Source organism: Blautia massiliensis (ex Durand et al. 2017), assembly GCF_001487165.1.
In the GTDB taxonomy this organism is placed as follows: domain Bacteria; phylum Bacillota; class Clostridia; order Lachnospirales; family Lachnospiraceae; genus Blautia_A; species Blautia_A fusiformis.
On record NZ_LN913006.1, the window covers coordinates 288,218 to 305,306 of the forward strand.

The 17,089-nt window shown below is 42.6% G+C and carries 11 protein-coding genes and 1 pseudogene; 11 read left to right on the top strand and 1 reads right to left on the bottom strand.

The features are described 5' to 3' along the window. Positions 1-2 precede the first annotated feature (2 nt). From BN3261_RS02375 to BN3261_RS02420, 10 genes and pseudogenes are all read left to right on the top strand, one after another. Positions 3-434, top strand: coding sequence for a BMC domain-containing protein (locus BN3261_RS02375; protein ID WP_044961969.1), 432 nt, complete (start codon positions 3-5; stop codon positions 432-434). Between the two features lie 18 nt (positions 435-452). After that, entirely contained in the window at positions 453-983 is a 531-nt protein-coding gene (locus BN3261_RS02380; RefSeq protein WP_021652307.1) for a EutP/PduV family microcompartment system protein, read from the top strand. Between the two features lie 129 nt (positions 984-1,112). Continuing rightward, positions 1,113-1,295, top strand: coding sequence for a hypothetical protein (locus tag BN3261_RS02385; protein ID WP_015527038.1), 183 nt, complete (start codon positions 1,113-1,115; stop codon positions 1,293-1,295). After that, entirely contained in the window at positions 1,288-2,739 is a 1,452-nt protein-coding gene (locus BN3261_RS02390; protein ID WP_021652308.1) for an alanine/glycine:cation symporter family protein, read from the top strand. Before BN3261_RS02385 ends, BN3261_RS02390 begins: the two co-directional genes overlap by 8 nt. A 3-nt stretch (positions 2,740-2,742) precedes the next feature. Further along, a complete protein-coding gene (locus BN3261_RS02395) occupies positions 2,743-4,344 on the top strand; it encodes an amidohydrolase (RefSeq protein ID WP_059085377.1) in 1,602 nt (533 codons plus the stop codon). A 46-nt stretch (positions 4,345-4,390) separates the two neighbouring features. Then, positions 4,391-9,397, top strand: coding sequence for a leucine-rich repeat protein (locus BN3261_RS02400; RefSeq protein ID WP_059085378.1), 5,007 nt, complete (start codon positions 4,391-4,393; stop codon positions 9,395-9,397). Between the two features lie 221 nt (positions 9,398-9,618). Continuing rightward, positions 9,619-9,921, top strand: a pseudogene (locus tag BN3261_RS02405) (nucleotidyltransferase domain-containing protein); the annotation flags it as partial. A gap of 228 nt (positions 9,922-10,149) precedes the next feature. Continuing rightward, a complete protein-coding gene (locus BN3261_RS02410) occupies positions 10,150-10,821 on the top strand; it encodes a transcriptional regulator (protein WP_227573683.1) in 672 nt (223 codons plus the stop codon). A gap of 256 nt (positions 10,822-11,077) precedes the next feature. Next, entirely contained in the window at positions 11,078-11,488 is a 411-nt protein-coding gene (tnpA, locus tag BN3261_RS02415; RefSeq protein WP_044961972.1) for an IS200/IS605 family transposase, read from the top strand. Positions 11,489-11,542: 54 nt separating this feature from the next. Further along, on the top strand, positions 11,543-12,799 hold the full coding sequence (locus BN3261_RS02420; RefSeq protein WP_235812330.1) for an RNA-guided endonuclease InsQ/TnpB family protein: 1,257 nt from the start codon (positions 11,543-11,545) through the stop codon (positions 12,797-12,799). 121 nt (positions 12,800-12,920) lie between these two features. Here BN3261_RS02420 and BN3261_RS02425 read toward each other — a convergent pair whose 3' ends face one another. Next, a complete protein-coding gene (locus BN3261_RS02425; RefSeq protein WP_044961974.1) occupies positions 12,921-13,784 on the bottom strand; it encodes an AraC family transcriptional regulator in 864 nt (287 codons plus the stop codon). Positions 13,785-13,983: 199 nt separating this feature from the next. Between BN3261_RS02425 and BN3261_RS02430 the strand changes: the two genes are divergently transcribed. Then, the gene (locus BN3261_RS02430) at positions 13,984-17,022 is read left to right on the top strand and encodes a glycoside hydrolase family 2 TIM barrel-domain containing protein (protein ID WP_059085379.1); all 3,039 of its coding nucleotides are present in this window, start codon (positions 13,984-13,986) and stop codon (positions 17,020-17,022) included. The last annotated feature ends 67 nt before the right edge of the window (positions 17,023-17,089 follow it).

The following is a 17,089-nucleotide window of genomic DNA, read 5'->3' on the forward strand; positions in this document are numbered from 1 at the left end:
CCATGGAAGAACGGATAACAAAGGAAGAACTGCTGGAGAGGCTGTTTCATGATGATTATGAGAACCTTAAGGGAAGAAGACTTCGGCTGACCCGGGTGAGAGTACCTGGAAAGGAGCTTTCCTTTGCACATGTTTTTACACCAAATGACAGATCGATATATGAGAATCTTGCGTTACATATCGGTGTTCATGAAGGTGAAGATCACAGAGGAGATGCCATCGGCATGGTCCGTGTCACACCCTGGGAGGCAATCGTGGTTGCGGCAGATGTTGCAGTGAAGGCAGCTCATGTGGAAGTAGGATTTATGGATCGTTTCTGCGGGACGCTGATCCTGACAGGCGGTTTTACGGAAGTGATGACAGCTGTGGAGGAAGTGGTACGATTTTTCCATGAGACATTGAAATTCGATGTTTGTAAGATCCACAGAAGCTGAGGCAGGACGGGATAAAAAATGAAAAAAATTTTTCTGATGGGTCGAAGTGAAGCCGGCAAAACATCCCTGACACAGGCGCTTAAAGGGGAAGAGCTTCATTATCATAAGACTCAGTATACCAATACAAATGAAGATACTATTGATTCACCGGGAGAATATGCGGAATCCAAGCATTTCAGCGTAGGACTGGCCTGCTTTTCCTTTGAGGCGGATGTGATCGCCATTGTACAGGCAGCCAATGAGCCCTTTAACCTGTTTAGTGACGGCAGCAGGAATTTTCTACTACGGCCGCTGATCGGGATCATCACCAAGGTGGATTCTCCCCATGCCAACATTCCCATGGTCAGACAGTGGATGGAGAACATGGGCTGTGAGAGGATCTTTATGGTAAATAACAAGACCAGGGAAGGCATCAGCGAGCTGATGGATTATCTGCAGGATGATCTCCCGAAGCTTACGCTTGAACAGGCGAAATTCAAGCAGAGCCTTGGCCTTAACGAATGGGATTCCATGCCGGAAGGGGTGGAGTATCCGGAATCCATACGGTAAAATAGTAATATTCACGAAAAATGAATAAAAATACAAAATTCAAACAGAAAAAGTAGAAATTCCTCCGGAACTGTGATATACTGTCATCGTTTGGAAGATTCGTGGGCTGAAATGTAAGATCCCCAGAGCATGAAGGATAAAGAGGATAGAAACGGGGCTCGCAGATATATGGCAGAAGAGCTGTATGTCGGGAACACCGGGTATCCGTATCTGCCTTCATGTTCCGGGGATTTTTTATATTCTATACACAGATTTTCCGAGTGGATGCAAAAGACAAAAAATAAGAAGGACAGGAGAGGAAAAGATGTTTGAATTATTTGAAAATCTGACCAACTGGCTCTGGGGACTGCCGCTGCTGATCACGATCCTCGCTACAGGCGTATATCTGACAGTACGTTCCGGTTTCTTCCAGTTTCGCCATTTTGGTTACATTGTGAAAAACATGTTCAGTAAAGAACGTCGCCAGGAAGGCGGAGATGACGGAAAGAGCCTGACACCGTTCCAGGCTATTTCAATTGCGATCGGAGGTACTGTTGGTGTATCCAATATGTCCGGTGTTGCAACGGCTATTGCAACAGGAGGACCTGGGGCATTATTCTGGCTCTGGATCGCAGCGCTTCTTGCCATGGTCATCAAGATGGCAGAGGTAACACTTGCTGTATACTACAGAGAGAAACAGCCAAACGGTGAGTACCAGGGAGGCCCGACCTACTACATGCAGAAGGGGCTTGGCGGAGAGAAAAAGCTTCCCTTCTGGAAACTTTTTGCAGTACTGTTCGGCGGCTGTATTTTCATGACATGGTTCATTACTTTGCAGAATTATACAGTATCAGAGGCTGTCGGAAGTACCTTCCACTTGCCGTACATCGTACCGTCACTTTTGTATGTGGCAGCGATCTATCTGATCATCATCGGCGGTGTAAAGAAAGTCGGCGTGATCTCTTCCTATATGACACCGATCATGTGCATGCTTTACATTGTAGGCTCTCTCGCAATACTGGTAGTGAATTTTGACAAGCTGCCGGAAACCTTTGGACTGATCTTCAAGGGTGCATTTACAACACAGGCGGCAGTCGGCGGATTTATGGGAGCCGGTGTTGCAACAGCAATGCGTCTTGGCTTTGCCCGTTCCGTATACAGCAACGAGGCAGGCTGGGGAACATCTCCTATGATCCATGCTTCCGCAAAGACAGACCATCCTGTAAAACAGGGACTGATGGGAGCATTTGAGGTATTTGCAGACACCATCGTAGTCTGCTCCATGACAGGTCTTGTTGTTATCATCACCGGCTACTGGAATTCAGGACTTCAGGGATCAGAGCTGACACTGACAGCATTTGAGTCTGGAATGGGCTCCATTGCGAGAGCACTGATCGCGATCAGTATTTTTCTTTTTGGATTAACAACATCAACTGGATGGTTCACCTACTACAGCGTGATCCTGAAGCACTGGCTGAAAAATAATCAGAAGGTTCTGAAGATCGCAGAGAAGGTTTTTATCCTTGGAACACCATTATGGGGTCTTCTGGTCACAGTGCTTACTCTTTACGGAAACGGAACACCGGCGCAGCTGTGGGTAATTGCAGACTTTACAACCGTATTCCCTACATTTGTAAATGTTGCCACATTATTTATCTTAAGTGGTACTTTCTTTAAACTGCTGAAGGATTACAAGGCGCGTTACATGGGAATCGGAAAGGTAGACAAGGATATGGCACTTTTCTACGAGGATAAAAAAGAAAAAGAGGAAAAATAAACAGTGGATACAATTTTTTTTAACGGATGTATAAGAACACTGGATGACAGTGAAAAAGTGGCAGAGGCTGTGGGAATCGAAAATGGCCGGTTCGTTTTTGTGGGAACTGATAAAGAAGCGGAAGCTTTTTCCTGCAAAAAGCGGATCGACCTTAAGGGAAGGCTGATGCTGCCCGGTTTTGTGGATACACATATGCATATGCTGCATTATGCATTTGTGGAAAGATCTGTAAAACTGTTTGACTGTACAAGTGTTGAGGAAATGCTTGCCGCAGCAAAAAAAAGACTGGAGGAGAGCAAAGGTCAGAAGCTGACCTGGCTCTACTGCAGAGGCTGGAATGAGGAGCATTTTGATAAGCCACGCTATCCGCACAAGGATGAGCTGGATGCGCTCTCAACGGAAATCCCCATCATTATGGTGCGTGTCTGCGGGCATGTGGCTGTGTGCAACAGCTGCGGTCTGGAGCTTCTGAAAAAAATCCCGGAGTTCCCAGAGATTGAGAAGGAAGTTGATCTGGATACCGGACTTCTGAAGGAAAATGCAGTACAGTTTTATTCTTCCGTATTGGAAGCACCATCCCAGGAAGAAGTGGAAGGCTACATCAAATACAGTGCGAAGAAGCTGAATGAATGTGGATTTACAGGTGTACAGTCCGATGATCTTGCCTCACTTCCGGGGAAAAACTGGCGTCGGATCATGGCCTCCTACAAGGCACTGGATGCCAGAGGAGAGCTGAGTATCCGCCATTATGAGCAGTGCCTTTTTGAGCGGGCGGAGGATGCGAAGGCTTTTATTGAGGAAGGATATCGTACCGGACAGAGGGGGGATCACTTTACTGTCGGACCAATGAAGCTGATCCAGGATGGTTCCCTTGGTGCAAGAACAGCGGCCATGAATGAGCCTTACGAGGATTCGCCGGGAAATACCGGGATCATCACATTCAGTCAGGAGGAGCTTGACGATCTGTTTGCTTTTTTTGACCAGCATCAGATGCAGGCAGCGGTACACTGTATCGGCGATCGTGCCATGGATATGGTCATTGAGGCAACTGCGAAATCTCCTTACCGGAAGAATAATAAAAAGGGCAGACATGGTATCGTACATTGCCAGATCACCAATCCGCGTATTTTGCAGGGGATGAAAGACCAGGATCTTCTGGCATATATCCAGCCGGTATTTATCGATCTGGATATGAACACAGTGGAACCTGCCATCGGCGCACACCGTATGGATAAGGTGTATGCATGGAAGAGCATGCTGGATATGGGAATCCATACGTCCGGCGGTTCGGATGCTCCTGTGGTAAGCTTTGATGCCATGGAGAATATTTATTTTGCAGTCACCCGCAAAAATATCAGCGGTCAGCCACAGGAAGGCTGGATCCCATCCGAAAAAATGTCTGTAGATGAGGCGGTGAAGCTTTTTACAAAAAACGCAGCTTACGCTTCCTATACAGAGAAGGAGAACGGAACGATTGAAACCGGGAAAAACGCGGATCTTGTAGTTCTTGAGAAAGATATTTATTCCATTGATCCCGATGAGATCAAGACGGTGAAGGTGGATATGACAGTTCTTGGCGGCAAAGTCGTCTTTGAACGGGAATAAACCATTCCCATAAATATTTATGAAAAAGAAAAAGGAGGAGAGTAAGATGAAGAGAAAACTGGCACTGCTTCTGACAGTGACAATGCTGGCAACAAGTGTGTATACACCGTGGCTGGCAAATGCGGCAGAGTTTACTTCCGGTGAAGAAAACTCTCTGTACACGGAAGAGAAACCGGAAACAGAAGAAATTGAAGAAGAACCGGAAGCAGACACAGAAGAAGCCGGAGAAGAGGAGGTACAGGAAGATATCCTTTCCGACGAAAACACGGACACTGGTGAAGCGGAAGAAATTCAGCCATCAGAGGAAATGACAGAGGAGGAAGAAACACAGGAGCTTCTGCCAGAGCCGGCTGACGGAGAACAGGAATCTGCTTTTGAGGATGGCCAGACAGAAGAAGCCGGCGCAGGTACCACAGGCGTCTGGAACGGACTTAACTATAAGGTATCCAATGGGGAAGTAACGATCCTTTCAGTGGTCTATGATCAGCATTTTGACAAAGACGGGAAAAAGACCGGGGAGGACCGCTGTCAGCAGACAGACGGAAAGATCCCTTCAAGTATCGCAGGCTATCCGGTTACGGAGATCGCAGGAGGAGCCTATGCGAACTGCATTAACATGACTGAGGTGGTCATTCCGTCAACGGTGAAGAGAGTGGAAAGGGAAGCCTTCAGCGGCTGTACTTCTGTTCGCAGTATTTCACTTCCGGATAATGGAGTTACCATCTGTGCCGGTGTTTTTCAGGGCTGTACGGCACTGAATTCTGTTCATATACCGGCATCTGTAAAGGCGGATGGAGCCATCGGGGAAAGTCCGGCCTATGCAGGCGTATTTGCACGATGCAGCGCACTGCGGAATGTAACCTTCGGAGAAGGCATTACCTCGATCCCCAAGGGATTCTTTTTAAGCTGTACCGGGCTTCTCAGTATCAATATACCGGACAGTGTGACAAATATCGAAAAAAATGCGTTTAACAGCTGCGTCAATCTGAAAGATGTCCATCTTTCCGCAAAGCTTGAGTCTATCGAAGCAGGAGCCTTTAATAACTGTAAAAGTCTGAGCAAGATCCAGCTGCCTTCCACACTGAAGGTTTTAAGAGGCAGTGCGTTCAGCGAAACCAGTCTTACAGAAATCAATATTCCGCCACAGATGAAAACAGAGGATTATACCGCAGCCAACAGAGCATGGGGAGGACCGTTTGCAGGTCTGACGACACTTAAGAAGGTTACATTTGAGCAGGGAATGGAAGAAATCCCGAGAGGTATTTTTTATTCACCGGGGTCAATGCTCATGCTGGAGGAAGTGGTTCTGCCGGATTCCGTAAAAAAAATCGGCTATCGGGCATTCTGTAACTGCGGATATCTTAAAGAGATCACACTGCCCAAAAACCTGGAATCTATCGATGCAGATGCATTCTGGAACTGTACGGATCTGAAGCTGAGCAGAAGTGAACTTCCGGCATCCCTGAAAGTCATCAATGGTTCTGCGTTCTATGGCTGTAAAAATATTGACAGGATCGTATTTCCGGAAGGACTGGAATTTCTTGGAGGAAGTGCCTTTGGAGGCTGTACAGGCCTTAACGAGATCAATGTGCCGGCAGGTGTTGATACTGCTTACCGGGAAGCAGGACCTTTTGTAGATTGTTCCAATCTTAAAAAGGTTACATTCGCAAAGGGAATCGATAATGTTCCCTACAGCATTTTTGAGAACTGTAAAGGCCTTGAAACCGTAGAGATCCCGGATACAGTGAAAAAAATTGAGTCCTATGCCTTCAGCGGCTGTACAGGGCTTACAAAGGTGAATATTCCAAAGAACGTAACACAGATCGACAATGATGCATTTCTGAAATGCAGTGCGCTGAAGGAAATCCAGCTTCCGGAATCGCTGGTCTATATGGGATCTGAGGTCTTTAAAGCATGCACGGCACTGGAGAAGATCACATTTCCTTCCCGGAATATTGCAAATGGAACAGGCTCCAATATTTTTGCGGAGTGCAGTTCCCTGAAGAATGCTACGATCCCTTCCGGGGTTACAAAGCTGAATGATAGCCTTTTTGATGGCGTATCAGAAAATTTTGCCATTTACGGATATACAGGATCCTATGCAGAAAGCTACGCAAAGGACCACTCATTCAAGTTTGTTTCCGTAGGAACCACAGAAAAATTAAACTTTAAGATCACATTCAACAAAAATGCGAAAAAAGCAGTGCTGTCGGAGAAACAGAAGACAAAGCTCCTGAAAAAGGGAGAGGCATTCGGAACCCTTCCGGTACCTGTCTATAAGGGATATTATTTCCTGGGATGGTATACCAGAGCAGGAAAAGGCGGCACGAAGATCACTTCCAAGTCTTTATTACTTCTGCCCGAGGATTTGACATTATACGCACACTGGGCAAAAGCAGATCTGACCAAGGCAAAGATCACCGTTGGAAGCCGTACCTGGAACGGAAAGGCATCCCTTCCAAAGGTAACGGTAAAATTTAACGGTATAACCTTAAAATCCGGTAAGGATTATAAGGCATCGACCAAAAGCAAAGAGCCGGGAACCGGAAGTGTGACTATTAAGGGATCGGGTGCTTTTGCAGGATCAAAATCTGTAAAGAAAAATTTCAAGATCAATAAGGCTGCACGTACACTGAAGGTATCCAATGTGATCAAAGGAGCCGGCAATAAAGGAAAAACGTTCACCATTTCCACAAAGATCAACGGAGGTAAGGCAGATAAACCGAAGATCACCTTTAAGAGCAGCAATTCTTCCGTTGCAAAGCTAAACGGAAGTAAGGCGACACTTCAGAAGACGGGATATTCTTATATTACCGTAAATGTAGGCGCCACAAAGCATTACAAGGCAGTATCCAAAAAGGCTCTTGCGGTTCTTCAGGGAAAACAGAACATTACCTTAAATCCGGACGGAATGAAAAAAGGTACAAAAGCCAATACCTATGTTACCTCCGGCGAACTTCTGGCGAAGCCATTAAGAGTCAAGGCACTGGATGAGGCGGCAGTTACCTGCAGCGTGAATGCATCCGGATTAAATGGAGAAGCATGGATCACCGGCGGAGACAAGCTTACGGCAAAGGGTAGAGGAAAGATCACCATCAGGCTCACCGCAAAAGAGAGTAAGCATCATGTTTACCCAAAGACAACCAAAACCATTACGGTGGAGGTGAACGGTTTTGCCGTTTACGGCAAGGAATGGGCTTATGAACAGAACAATAACGGAACCATAACCCTGGTAAGATATTATGGAAAGAATTCCAAGGTCGGTATTCCGTCAAGCCTGAGCATAGCTTCCTCTGCAAGAAAAGTAACAGCACTGGGGGCGGGACTGTTTAAGAACAATACGACGATAACGTCCGTAAGCATTCCTTCCAGCGTAAATACCATTGGAGCCAGTGCATTTGAGGGCTGTAGCAGCCTCAGTGAGGTCAGCAATTCTTCTGCACTTAAGAAGATCGGCGCAAATGCCTTTAAGAACTGTAAAAAACTTAAAAATATCGAATTACCGGAAACGGTTACATCCATTGGAGCCGCAGCGTTTATGAACTGTTCTGCACTTACCATGATCAGGCTTCCTTACGAGCTTACTATCATTGAAGCAAATACTTTCTCCGGATGTACCACAATGGGGGGAGCGCTGTATCTTCCGTTAAATCTGGAGACTATCGGAGATTCTGCTTTTGAAAACTGCCGGGCTATCGGCAAGGTACACGTTTTCGGTTATGTGACCAGAATCGGAAAAAATGCTTTCCAGGGCTGCGAAAGCCTTGCGGAAGCAGCTTATGCCGGAATCAAAAGAGGATGGACTCAGTCCATTTCCTGGGGCGCAGGCAATGAAAAACTTAAAAACGCAAGCCTTACCTCCTATGTTTACGGAGAAAACTTCCTTTCAAGTTTCGTGAAGATGTCAGAAGAAGAATTCCTTACAGATCATGCAGATTACCTTGGAAATGCAGAGATCAGCAAGGTTGCAAAAGAATTGCAGAGTGAATCCTATACTGCAATGGCATCAAAAAGTAAATTTGATGATATGGCAGCAGCACTGATCAGCCAGCTGGAAGCAGGCACACCGAATGTAAAAGCCATATTTGAACATTTTACCGGTGTAAGCTACAGTGAAGATAAGCTTAACATGGAGATGGCCAGAGAACTTCTTCAGAGTATGCAGGAAGAGGACTGGAACAGAAGATATGATTCGCTGGCAGATCTGTTGAAAGTAATAAATGGATTTTTCGGTGAAGCCAAGAATATCCGTGAAAGCTTTAAACTGGACGGGAGAACCCGTTATCAGTTTGCCCGGACAGTTTCCTCAAAGTTTTTAAATGGAGCGGTAGATGCCAGCAAACTGAATAATGCATTTAAACTGTTTACGGATAACTGGGGCAAGATCGAAAAAGCGAACAAAGCAATTGGAAAGGGATTAGACCTTTATGACTTTGTGATCTCCTGGATGCTGGTCCTGCATGTAGAATATGATCAGATCGTACAGCTGATGCATCTGGTTCCGACAGACAGTGGTCTTTATACAGGACTGAATAAGCTGGAACAGTGGTACAGTAAGGATATCTACAGTATGGCGGTGGATTATATAGCAGATGATATTCTGAGTGAAACAGCAGACCTTACCAATGATCTTATAACAAAAGGTATCGTAAATACTGTATGGAAGGGGCAGAAGCTGGGTGCTTCCAGCTATACCCTTGTAGCAAAATGGGGATTTAAACTGGTGGGCAAGGCATTCAGCGGAATCCAGCCATCGATCTCAGCTTACAATAAGGCATGGATCACTATCTGTAATACAAGATATCTTCAGTCCCAGATGGAAAATCTGCGAATAAAACTGGCAAACGGCCAGAATGATAATACAAACAGAAAATATTTTGCAACAGCAGCAAAGGCATACTTCGCATCTCTGCGTCAGCAGGTTGAGTATGTATCCAAAGCTGTTGACAGCAAACAGTCCAGCGAGCTTATGTTCCTGTACAGAAGATACGAACCAGGACTTACCTACAATTCCTACATCTATTCCCAGATCGCACGGTATGAGGGAATCTGACAAAAAAGGAGAAAACTGTAAATAACGCCAAAAAAGCTGTCCGTAAATGCGGGCAGCTTTTTTTACGGGAAACTGAGAAGATGTTACTGTTCACTCCGTTCTCAGTAACAGTAAAATTGATACATGGAAAATACTGATTGAGAAACAAGGGTAAACTGGTTATAATAAAATTAAGAAGTAAGCAGAGCATAGAATGATCAGTAGAAAATGAGGGATGATATATGCCAAAGATGATGCAGGATTTAATCGAACAGTATGTAGAAGAGATCAAGAAGATCTATGGTTCCTATGTACGCCAGATAATCCTTTATGGTTCATGTGCAAGGGGTGACTTTCGTCCGGATTCTGATGTGGACATTATGATTCTGGCAGATATATCAGATCTGGAATTAAAGGCATATGCACAACAGCTCTCGTACATGACCTATGACTTTAATATGGATCATGACACGGATATTAAGCCTATTGCAAAAAGTGAAGCACATTTTAACAAGTGGATTGTGAACTATCCATTTTATTCCAGTAAACTTGCAGAACAAATTTCAAATGATAGTTATGGAATAGAAAATATGGATGCAAAATATCTGGCAGAAGATTTGATCGAGAATGAGCCGAAGCTTTTTGGATAAATTTTTTTACTCTGAATGATATACTGTAAAAGCAACAATAATAAAGATAAAAGCACTCTCTTTACATATAGTAACAGGCAGTATTTACATATCCACAAATTTCAGAACAACAAGGAGAACCGTATGGATCATTTCAAATTACACTCCGAATACAACCCACAGGAGACTAGCCTCAGGCTATCGAAAAACTGGTCAATCATTATAGTGCTTCTTATTGTAGTGGGAATATCTATGGTTACTTTTGGATCCATCGTATGTAATAAATTGCGACAACCACAAAACTATATTGAAGCAGTAGACTCAGATAGTATAGAAATGAAAACTGCTGAATTGTTATCAGGAATTGATGGAACAATGATGTTTCGATACAATTCAAGGGATACATTTAAAACGTTATCTATTTACTTGTCAGAATATCAGCTTGGACAACGAGTTTCACATAAAAAAGTTTTGGAACTTTCCTATGAAGATGTGAAATCTTCCACAAATGGATTGATTGTCATTACACCGGATTTTGATAATTTTACTGCAAAGCTCATCGCAGCAGATAAATATTCAAAATATATGACAGAAATACCAATTTTGGAGGGAGTTAAAAACAGGGAATATTATGGAAGATCAGCAACGACTATTGAAAACAAATGCAGGATAGAGTATGGAACAGAGCAAGGATTAGCAGCACTGATTTATGGAGAAAAAGGATTAAGCTCGTTGCCAATACAGGATATTGCAGGGGAGCATATAGATACAGATAATGAGTACATGTATTACTATTCGGTTGAATTTATAAAATAGCACTAATAAAAAGAAGAGGATGTCACGTAATCTGATTTGATTCGTTGGCATCCTTTTTTGGCATTTAGGACAATAAGCGGGAATCCTCGGCAATTCAATTACCGAGATGAAAGCGCAAGATTGTGCATATCTGCACATTGAAATAATATAATAATCTCCCAATCCCTTGATATTAATGCCGTAACCGGCATATAATCATTCGAAAATATGTTCGATTTTTGCTGCGCATTTTTATTCGTTATGTTATACTATATGTATGAAAGAAAATCTAATACATTACAGGACTTGTGTGTGTAATATTAATTACCATATGGTGTGGTCGGTGAAATACCGGCGGAAGATATTAGACCCAGAAATTGAGGAATACCTAAAGGAACTGGTGCAGCAGATCGCTGAGGATAAAGGTTTTACTGTTCATTTATTTGAATGTGGTGAAGGTGATCATGTCCATTGTTTTGTATCAGCTCCACCAAAACTGTCCATAACAGCGATCGTCAAGTATCTGAAGGGGATCACCGGCAGAAAACTGTTCGAACGTTTTCCGGAAATAAGAGACCAGCTATGGAAGGGAGAGCTGTGGAACCATTCCTATTATGTGGAAACGATCGGATCTGTATCGGAGGAAAATATCCGCCGTTATATTGAGCATCAGAGCAAGTCGTATTAAACCAAGGTGGAGTGTAGATCTCTATCTGCATAGCTGTCCAAAGGGGGAAGAGGAATGCTGCTGTCACACAGAACATCTGTAAAGATCCGGCCGGAATATTCCAATATCATAGGGCATATGTGTTATGCAGCTTCCAAACTCTGGAATGTCTGCAACTACGAACGTCATCATTATAAAGAGCTGGGACTGGAAAAGTATCCTGACTGGTATTATCAGAAAAAAGCGCATAAAGGAGATCTGTGGTACAGGCAGCTTCCGTCACAGACAGCACAGGAGACCTGCAAGCAACTGGACAAAGCATGGAGATCTTTCTATGTCCTGAAAAAGACTGGAGGGATCAAAGATCCAAATCCGCCCCGTTTTAAACAGGATAATATCCCGGTCACATACATGCAGATGGGGATCCGGCATGAGAAAGGTTCAGACCAGCTGCGGCTGTCTCTGCCAAAGGATCTGAAAATCTATATGGAAGAAACCTATGGGATCCATGAAAGATTTCTATATCTTGAAAATAAGATTTTCAGGGACATGGATCATATAAAACAATTGCGGATCTATCCGCCGGAAAACGGAAAATGTGACCTTATCGTTATCTATGAGATCGAAGGACCAGAGCAGCTTTCCCAGAATGGACATTATTTATCTATTGATCCTGGACTTCATAATCTGATGACCTGTTATGATTCCGGAAATGGCCGGACTTTTATCCTTGGAAGGAAATATCTTTCATTGGAAAGATACTTTCATAAAAAGATCGCCAGAGTGCAGTCTGTTTGGTATGCGCAGCAATCGGAAAGAGGGATAAGATATCCAGGATCATCGAAACATATCCAGAGACTTTACAGAAAAAAGCAGAATACAGTGAAGGATTATCTTCATAAAGTGACCAGATGGATTGCAGAATACTGCAGAAAAGAAGATATCCGCTGTGTGGTTGTGGGAGATATCCGAAATATCCGTAAAGAGAAAGATATGGGGCATAAGGTCAACCAGAAGTTTCACGGACTGCCATATAACAGGCTGTATATCATGCTGGGATATAAGCTGAAACTGTATGGGATCCAATTGATAAAACAGGAGGAAAGCTATACCAGTCAGTGCAGCCCGTTATCACCGGAAGTATCAAAAAGATATGCAGAAGCAACAAACCGAAAAGAACGGGGTATGTATATAACTGACAGAGTAAGCTACAATGCAGATGCAGTAGGCGCATTTAATATCCTGCGGAAATATCTTTCCGTATCCGGAAAGCAGAAGGAACTGTCCGTAACCGGACTAAAAAATCCAGAAGTAATAAAAGTAGCTGTATAGCCGAAAGGCAAGCAGTATTGGTGTCATGGACGCACCCTGAAAAAAGGCGGTATCCCGCCAGATTTCAGATGCTCTGGTAACTAAGTTGCCGAGTAGTTCACTTTTTATGACATTATAGATTTCATAACCTATTTCTTATTTTTCGGTATTCTCTCGGTGAATATCCTTTCAACTTGTGAAAAAGCCGACTGAAATAAAGCTGGTTATCATATCCGACAATCTTAGAAATCTCATGGATGGAATAAGTTGTTGTTTCAAGTAACATCTGAGCATTGTTGATGCGGATTCCCACAATGAATTGCATTGGTGTAGAACCGGTATATTTTTTGAAATTTCGGATAAACCAGCTGACACTCATGCCTCGTGAGGCAGCATAATCATCAATATTGATATTTTGATTGTAGTTTTCACTGAAAAAGGTAACAGCATTATCCATCTCATGATCAAGGTATTCATTTTTTAATATGTGCTCTCTTGTCAGTTCCCGGTGGAAACTGATCAAAAGATGACGTAGCAAAAGGACAAGCATTTCCTCATAATTGTCTTGACAGCGTTGCAGCTCGATAATGATACGTTTGAAAATTTGTTCATATTCATTAGATGTACCCACTTGAAAGACACGTTCTTTATCCGGAAACCCATATTGACGTAAGATATTTTTTACATTGCTTCCTGTGAAGTGAATCCAGTATACTTCTGTCTTATCTTCTCCGTAATATTCATATTTTTGGAGTTCTTTCGGTCTGTACAGTACAATGTTGCCGGCTGGAACAATCGTTTCATTATTTACATTATCAAAATGAAAATGCCCACAACCAGCAGTGATATATATAATCTGATAATCCAGACGACCCTTTGGACGGTAGGTCGGAAGTTTGGGATGTCTGGAAAGACGGTAAGTACCACAGCTACCTACAATCAGCGGACGACTTTTGTCTTTGAAATCCATATGTGAGTGGTTCAAATAACCGGTGTTCAAATACATAGGACAGCACCTCTTTTCGTACTTTTTATCATTGTATCATTTAGTGCATATTTTGTCTAATCCAATTCATAGACATATTTTGCGAATTAGGATAAGCTATATATAACATAACTAAGGAACGTAAGCAAAAAGTAAAGTATAAGGTTTTCTTTAGGAAAACAAAGAACAAAAAAGTATATGTATTGGAGGAGAGCTATTTATGATCGTACCACGTTATTATGAAAATCTAAGCGTACTGCACGAAAACACAATGCCAGCCAGAGCCTATTATATTCCGGCATCCAGAAGAATGGATAACTTGGCGGAACACAGAGAAGAGTCAGATCGTATGCAGTTATTGAATGGAACTTGGAAATTCCAGTATTTTAACAGCATCTATGACATTCAGGATTCTTTCTTTGAGAAGAATTATGATACAGAAAATTTTGATGAGATTCAGGTTCCAAGTGTATGGCAGATGGCTGGATATGATACACACCAGTATACAAACATCCGGTATCCATTTCCGTTTGATCCACCATATGTGCCACAGGACATTCCGTGTGGAGCCTATGTACATACTTTTGAGTACAGTAGAGATGAGAAAGCGCCAAAATCTTTTTTGAACTTTGAAGGAGTAGACAGTTGCTTTTACGTATGGATCAATGGCTCTTACATAGGATACAGCCAGGTTTCGCATATGACCAGTGAGTTTGATGTTACCGATGTACTTCAGGATGGAACGAATACGGTGGCAGTGTTGGTAATGAAGTGGTGTGATGGTTCCTATTTGGAAGATCAGGACAAATTCCGTATGAGTGGTATTTTCCGGGATGTGTACATTTTGAAACGCCCAAAACAGGCAATCAGTGATTATCATATTAAAACAAGAATTGAGGATATGCTTGCGAAAGTAGAAATTGAAATGAAATTCTACTCTCCGTTAAATGTAAAAATTTCGATTGAAGATAGAAACGGAGCAGTTGTAGCACTAGGAAGTATTGCTGAAGAAGGAACAGCTGTATTAGAAATCGCAAGTCCGGAACTTTGGAATACAGAAAATCCATATCTATATAAACTGATTCTTGAAACAGAGAATGAAGTAATTGTAGATCACATTGCATTAAGAAAGATAGAGATTAAAGATCAGGTTATTTATTTAAATGGACAGAAGATTAAATTCCGTGGTGTCAATCGACATGATTCTGATCCGGTTACTGGATTTACAATCAATCCGGAACAGATTACAACCGATCTTACGTTAATGAAGCAGCATAATTTTAATGCGATCCGTTCCAGCCACTATCCGAACGCACCATTTTTCTATGAAATGTGTGACAAGTATGGATTCATGGTAATAGATGAAGCAGATATTGAAGCTCATGGTCCATTTATGATCTACAGAAAAGAAGACACTGATTACAATCGGTTCAAACGATGGAATGAGAAGATTGCAGATGATCCGGTATGGGAAGAGGCAATCGTTGATCGCGTAAAACTCATGGTGGAACGTGACAAAAACCGTTTCTGTATTGTTATGTGGTCAATGGGAAATGAGAGTGCTTATGGCTGCAACTTTGAAAAAGCACTGGAATGGACAAAGAATTTTGATCCAGACCGTATCACACAATATGAGAGTGCAAGATACCGTAATTATGATGAAACATATGATTACAGCAATCTGGATGTGTACAGCCGGATGTACCCAGCGCTTTCCGAAATTCAGGAATATCTGGATAAAGATGGAAGCAAACCCTTCCTTTTGGTAGAGTACTGTCACAGCATGGGAAACGGACCTGGAGATTTTGAAGATTACTTCCGGATGATTCAGGATAATGATAAAATGTGCGGCGGCTTTGTCTGGGAATGGTGTGACCATGCGATTGCTCATGGAACTGCTGAGAATGGAAAGACTATATATGCTTATGGGGGCGACCATGGCGAAGAAATTCATGATGGCAACTTCTGTATGGATGGATTAGTATATCCGGACAGAACGGTACATACAGGACTTTTGGAATACAAGAATGTTTATCGCCCGGCAAGAGTTATTTCCTATAACAAAGAAATCGGAGAACTGGTGCTTCATAACTACATGGATTTTGATGACTTGAAAGATTATGTGAAGATTAGTTATGAGCTGACACAGGATGGTCTTGTGATCAGCAAAGGCATACTTCCGGAGTTTTCTGTGGCACCACATGGGGAAGGAAAAACAAACCTGAAGATCAATGTTCCAGAGAATGGGAAATGTTATTTAAAACTTATTTACCATCTGAAAAAAGAATTGCCACTGTTGGATGAAGACCATATTCTTGGATTTGATGAAATTGAGGTAAGTAAAGAGGATACAAAATGTAAACTTGCAGAGAAATGGATACCAAAAACAGTAGTGGACTCTGAATTACAGGTAAATGAAAATGATACACAGATTCGTATCAAGGGGCGTGAATTTGCTTATACCATAGACAAACGTACTGCACTCTTTACAGAGATGAAATTCGCAGGGCGGGAATATCTGAACCACCCGATGGAATTAAATATCTGGAGGGCACCAACAGATAATGATATGTACATCAAGTCTGAATGGAAGAAAGCCCATTATGATAAAGCTTATACAAGAGCTTACACGACAGAGGTCGTGCAGGGAAAGCATGGTGTGAAGATTACAAGCCATGCTTCCGTTGTGGCAGAGACAGTACAGAAGATTCTTGATGTGACGATTACATGGAAAATAGAAGCTGCTGGAAAGATTGATGCAGATATTGCAGTAACAAAAGATGATGAATTTCCGGACCTGCCAAGATTTGGTGTGAGGATGTTCCTGGATAAAAAACTTTCAGCTGCACGATACTTTGGAATGGGACCACAGGAAAGCTATTGTGACAAACATCAGGCTGCGAGCCACGGTTTGTATCAGGCAAATGTAGATGATTTGCATGAGGATTATATTCGCCCACAGGAAAATGGAAGCCATTATGATTGTGAATATGTAGAGCTTAACAACAGCCGATATGGAATTGTGGCATCCGCAGAAAAGGCATTTTCATTCAATGCTTCTTATTATACGCAGGAAGAACTTGAGAAGAAAACGCATAATTATGAACTGACAGAATCAGATAGTGTAGTATTTTGCGTTGACTACGCATTAAATGGCATTGGTTCTAACAGTTGTGGTCCAGTTGTATTGGATCAGTACCGATTTGATGATGTATTATTCCGGTTCCAGTTTACACTGATACCGTATATAAAGGGATAATAAAGTTTCATGTAACCCGTAAACAAGGAAAGAGAGTCTGATTGTTATGTAAAGTCCGGATATACAG

Excerpts from the sequence above, each read along its gene's own strand:
- tnpA (WP_044961972.1), top strand. The coding sequence starts at position 11,078 with ATGAAAGAAAATCTAATACATTACAGGACTTGTGTGTGTAATATTAAT.
- BN3261_RS02390 (WP_021652308.1), top strand. The coding sequence starts at position 1,288 with ATGTTTGAATTATTTGAAAATCTGACCAACTGGCTCTGGGGACTGCCG.
- BN3261_RS02375 (WP_044961969.1), top strand. The coding sequence starts at position 3 with ATGGAAGAACGGATAACAAAGGAAGAACTGCTGGAGAGGCTGTTTCAT.
- BN3261_RS02430 (WP_059085379.1), top strand. The coding sequence starts at position 13,984 with ATGATCGTACCACGTTATTATGAAAATCTAAGCGTACTGCACGAAAAC.
- BN3261_RS02385 (WP_015527038.1), top strand. The coding sequence starts at position 1,113 with ATGAAGGATAAAGAGGATAGAAACGGGGCTCGCAGATATATGGCAGAA.
- BN3261_RS02400 (WP_059085378.1), top strand. The coding sequence starts at position 4,391 with ATGAAGAGAAAACTGGCACTGCTTCTGACAGTGACAATGCTGGCAACA.
- BN3261_RS02420 (WP_235812330.1), top strand. The coding sequence starts at position 11,543 with ATGCTGCTGTCACACAGAACATCTGTAAAGATCCGGCCGGAATATTCC.
- BN3261_RS02410 (WP_227573683.1), top strand. The coding sequence starts at position 10,150 with ATGGATCATTTCAAATTACACTCCGAATACAACCCACAGGAGACTAGC.
- BN3261_RS02380 (WP_021652307.1), top strand. The coding sequence starts at position 453 with ATGAAAAAAATTTTTCTGATGGGTCGAAGTGAAGCCGGCAAAACATCC.
- BN3261_RS02425 (WP_044961974.1), bottom strand. The coding sequence starts at position 13,784 with ATGTATTTGAACACCGGTTATTTGAACCACTCACATATGGATTTCAAA.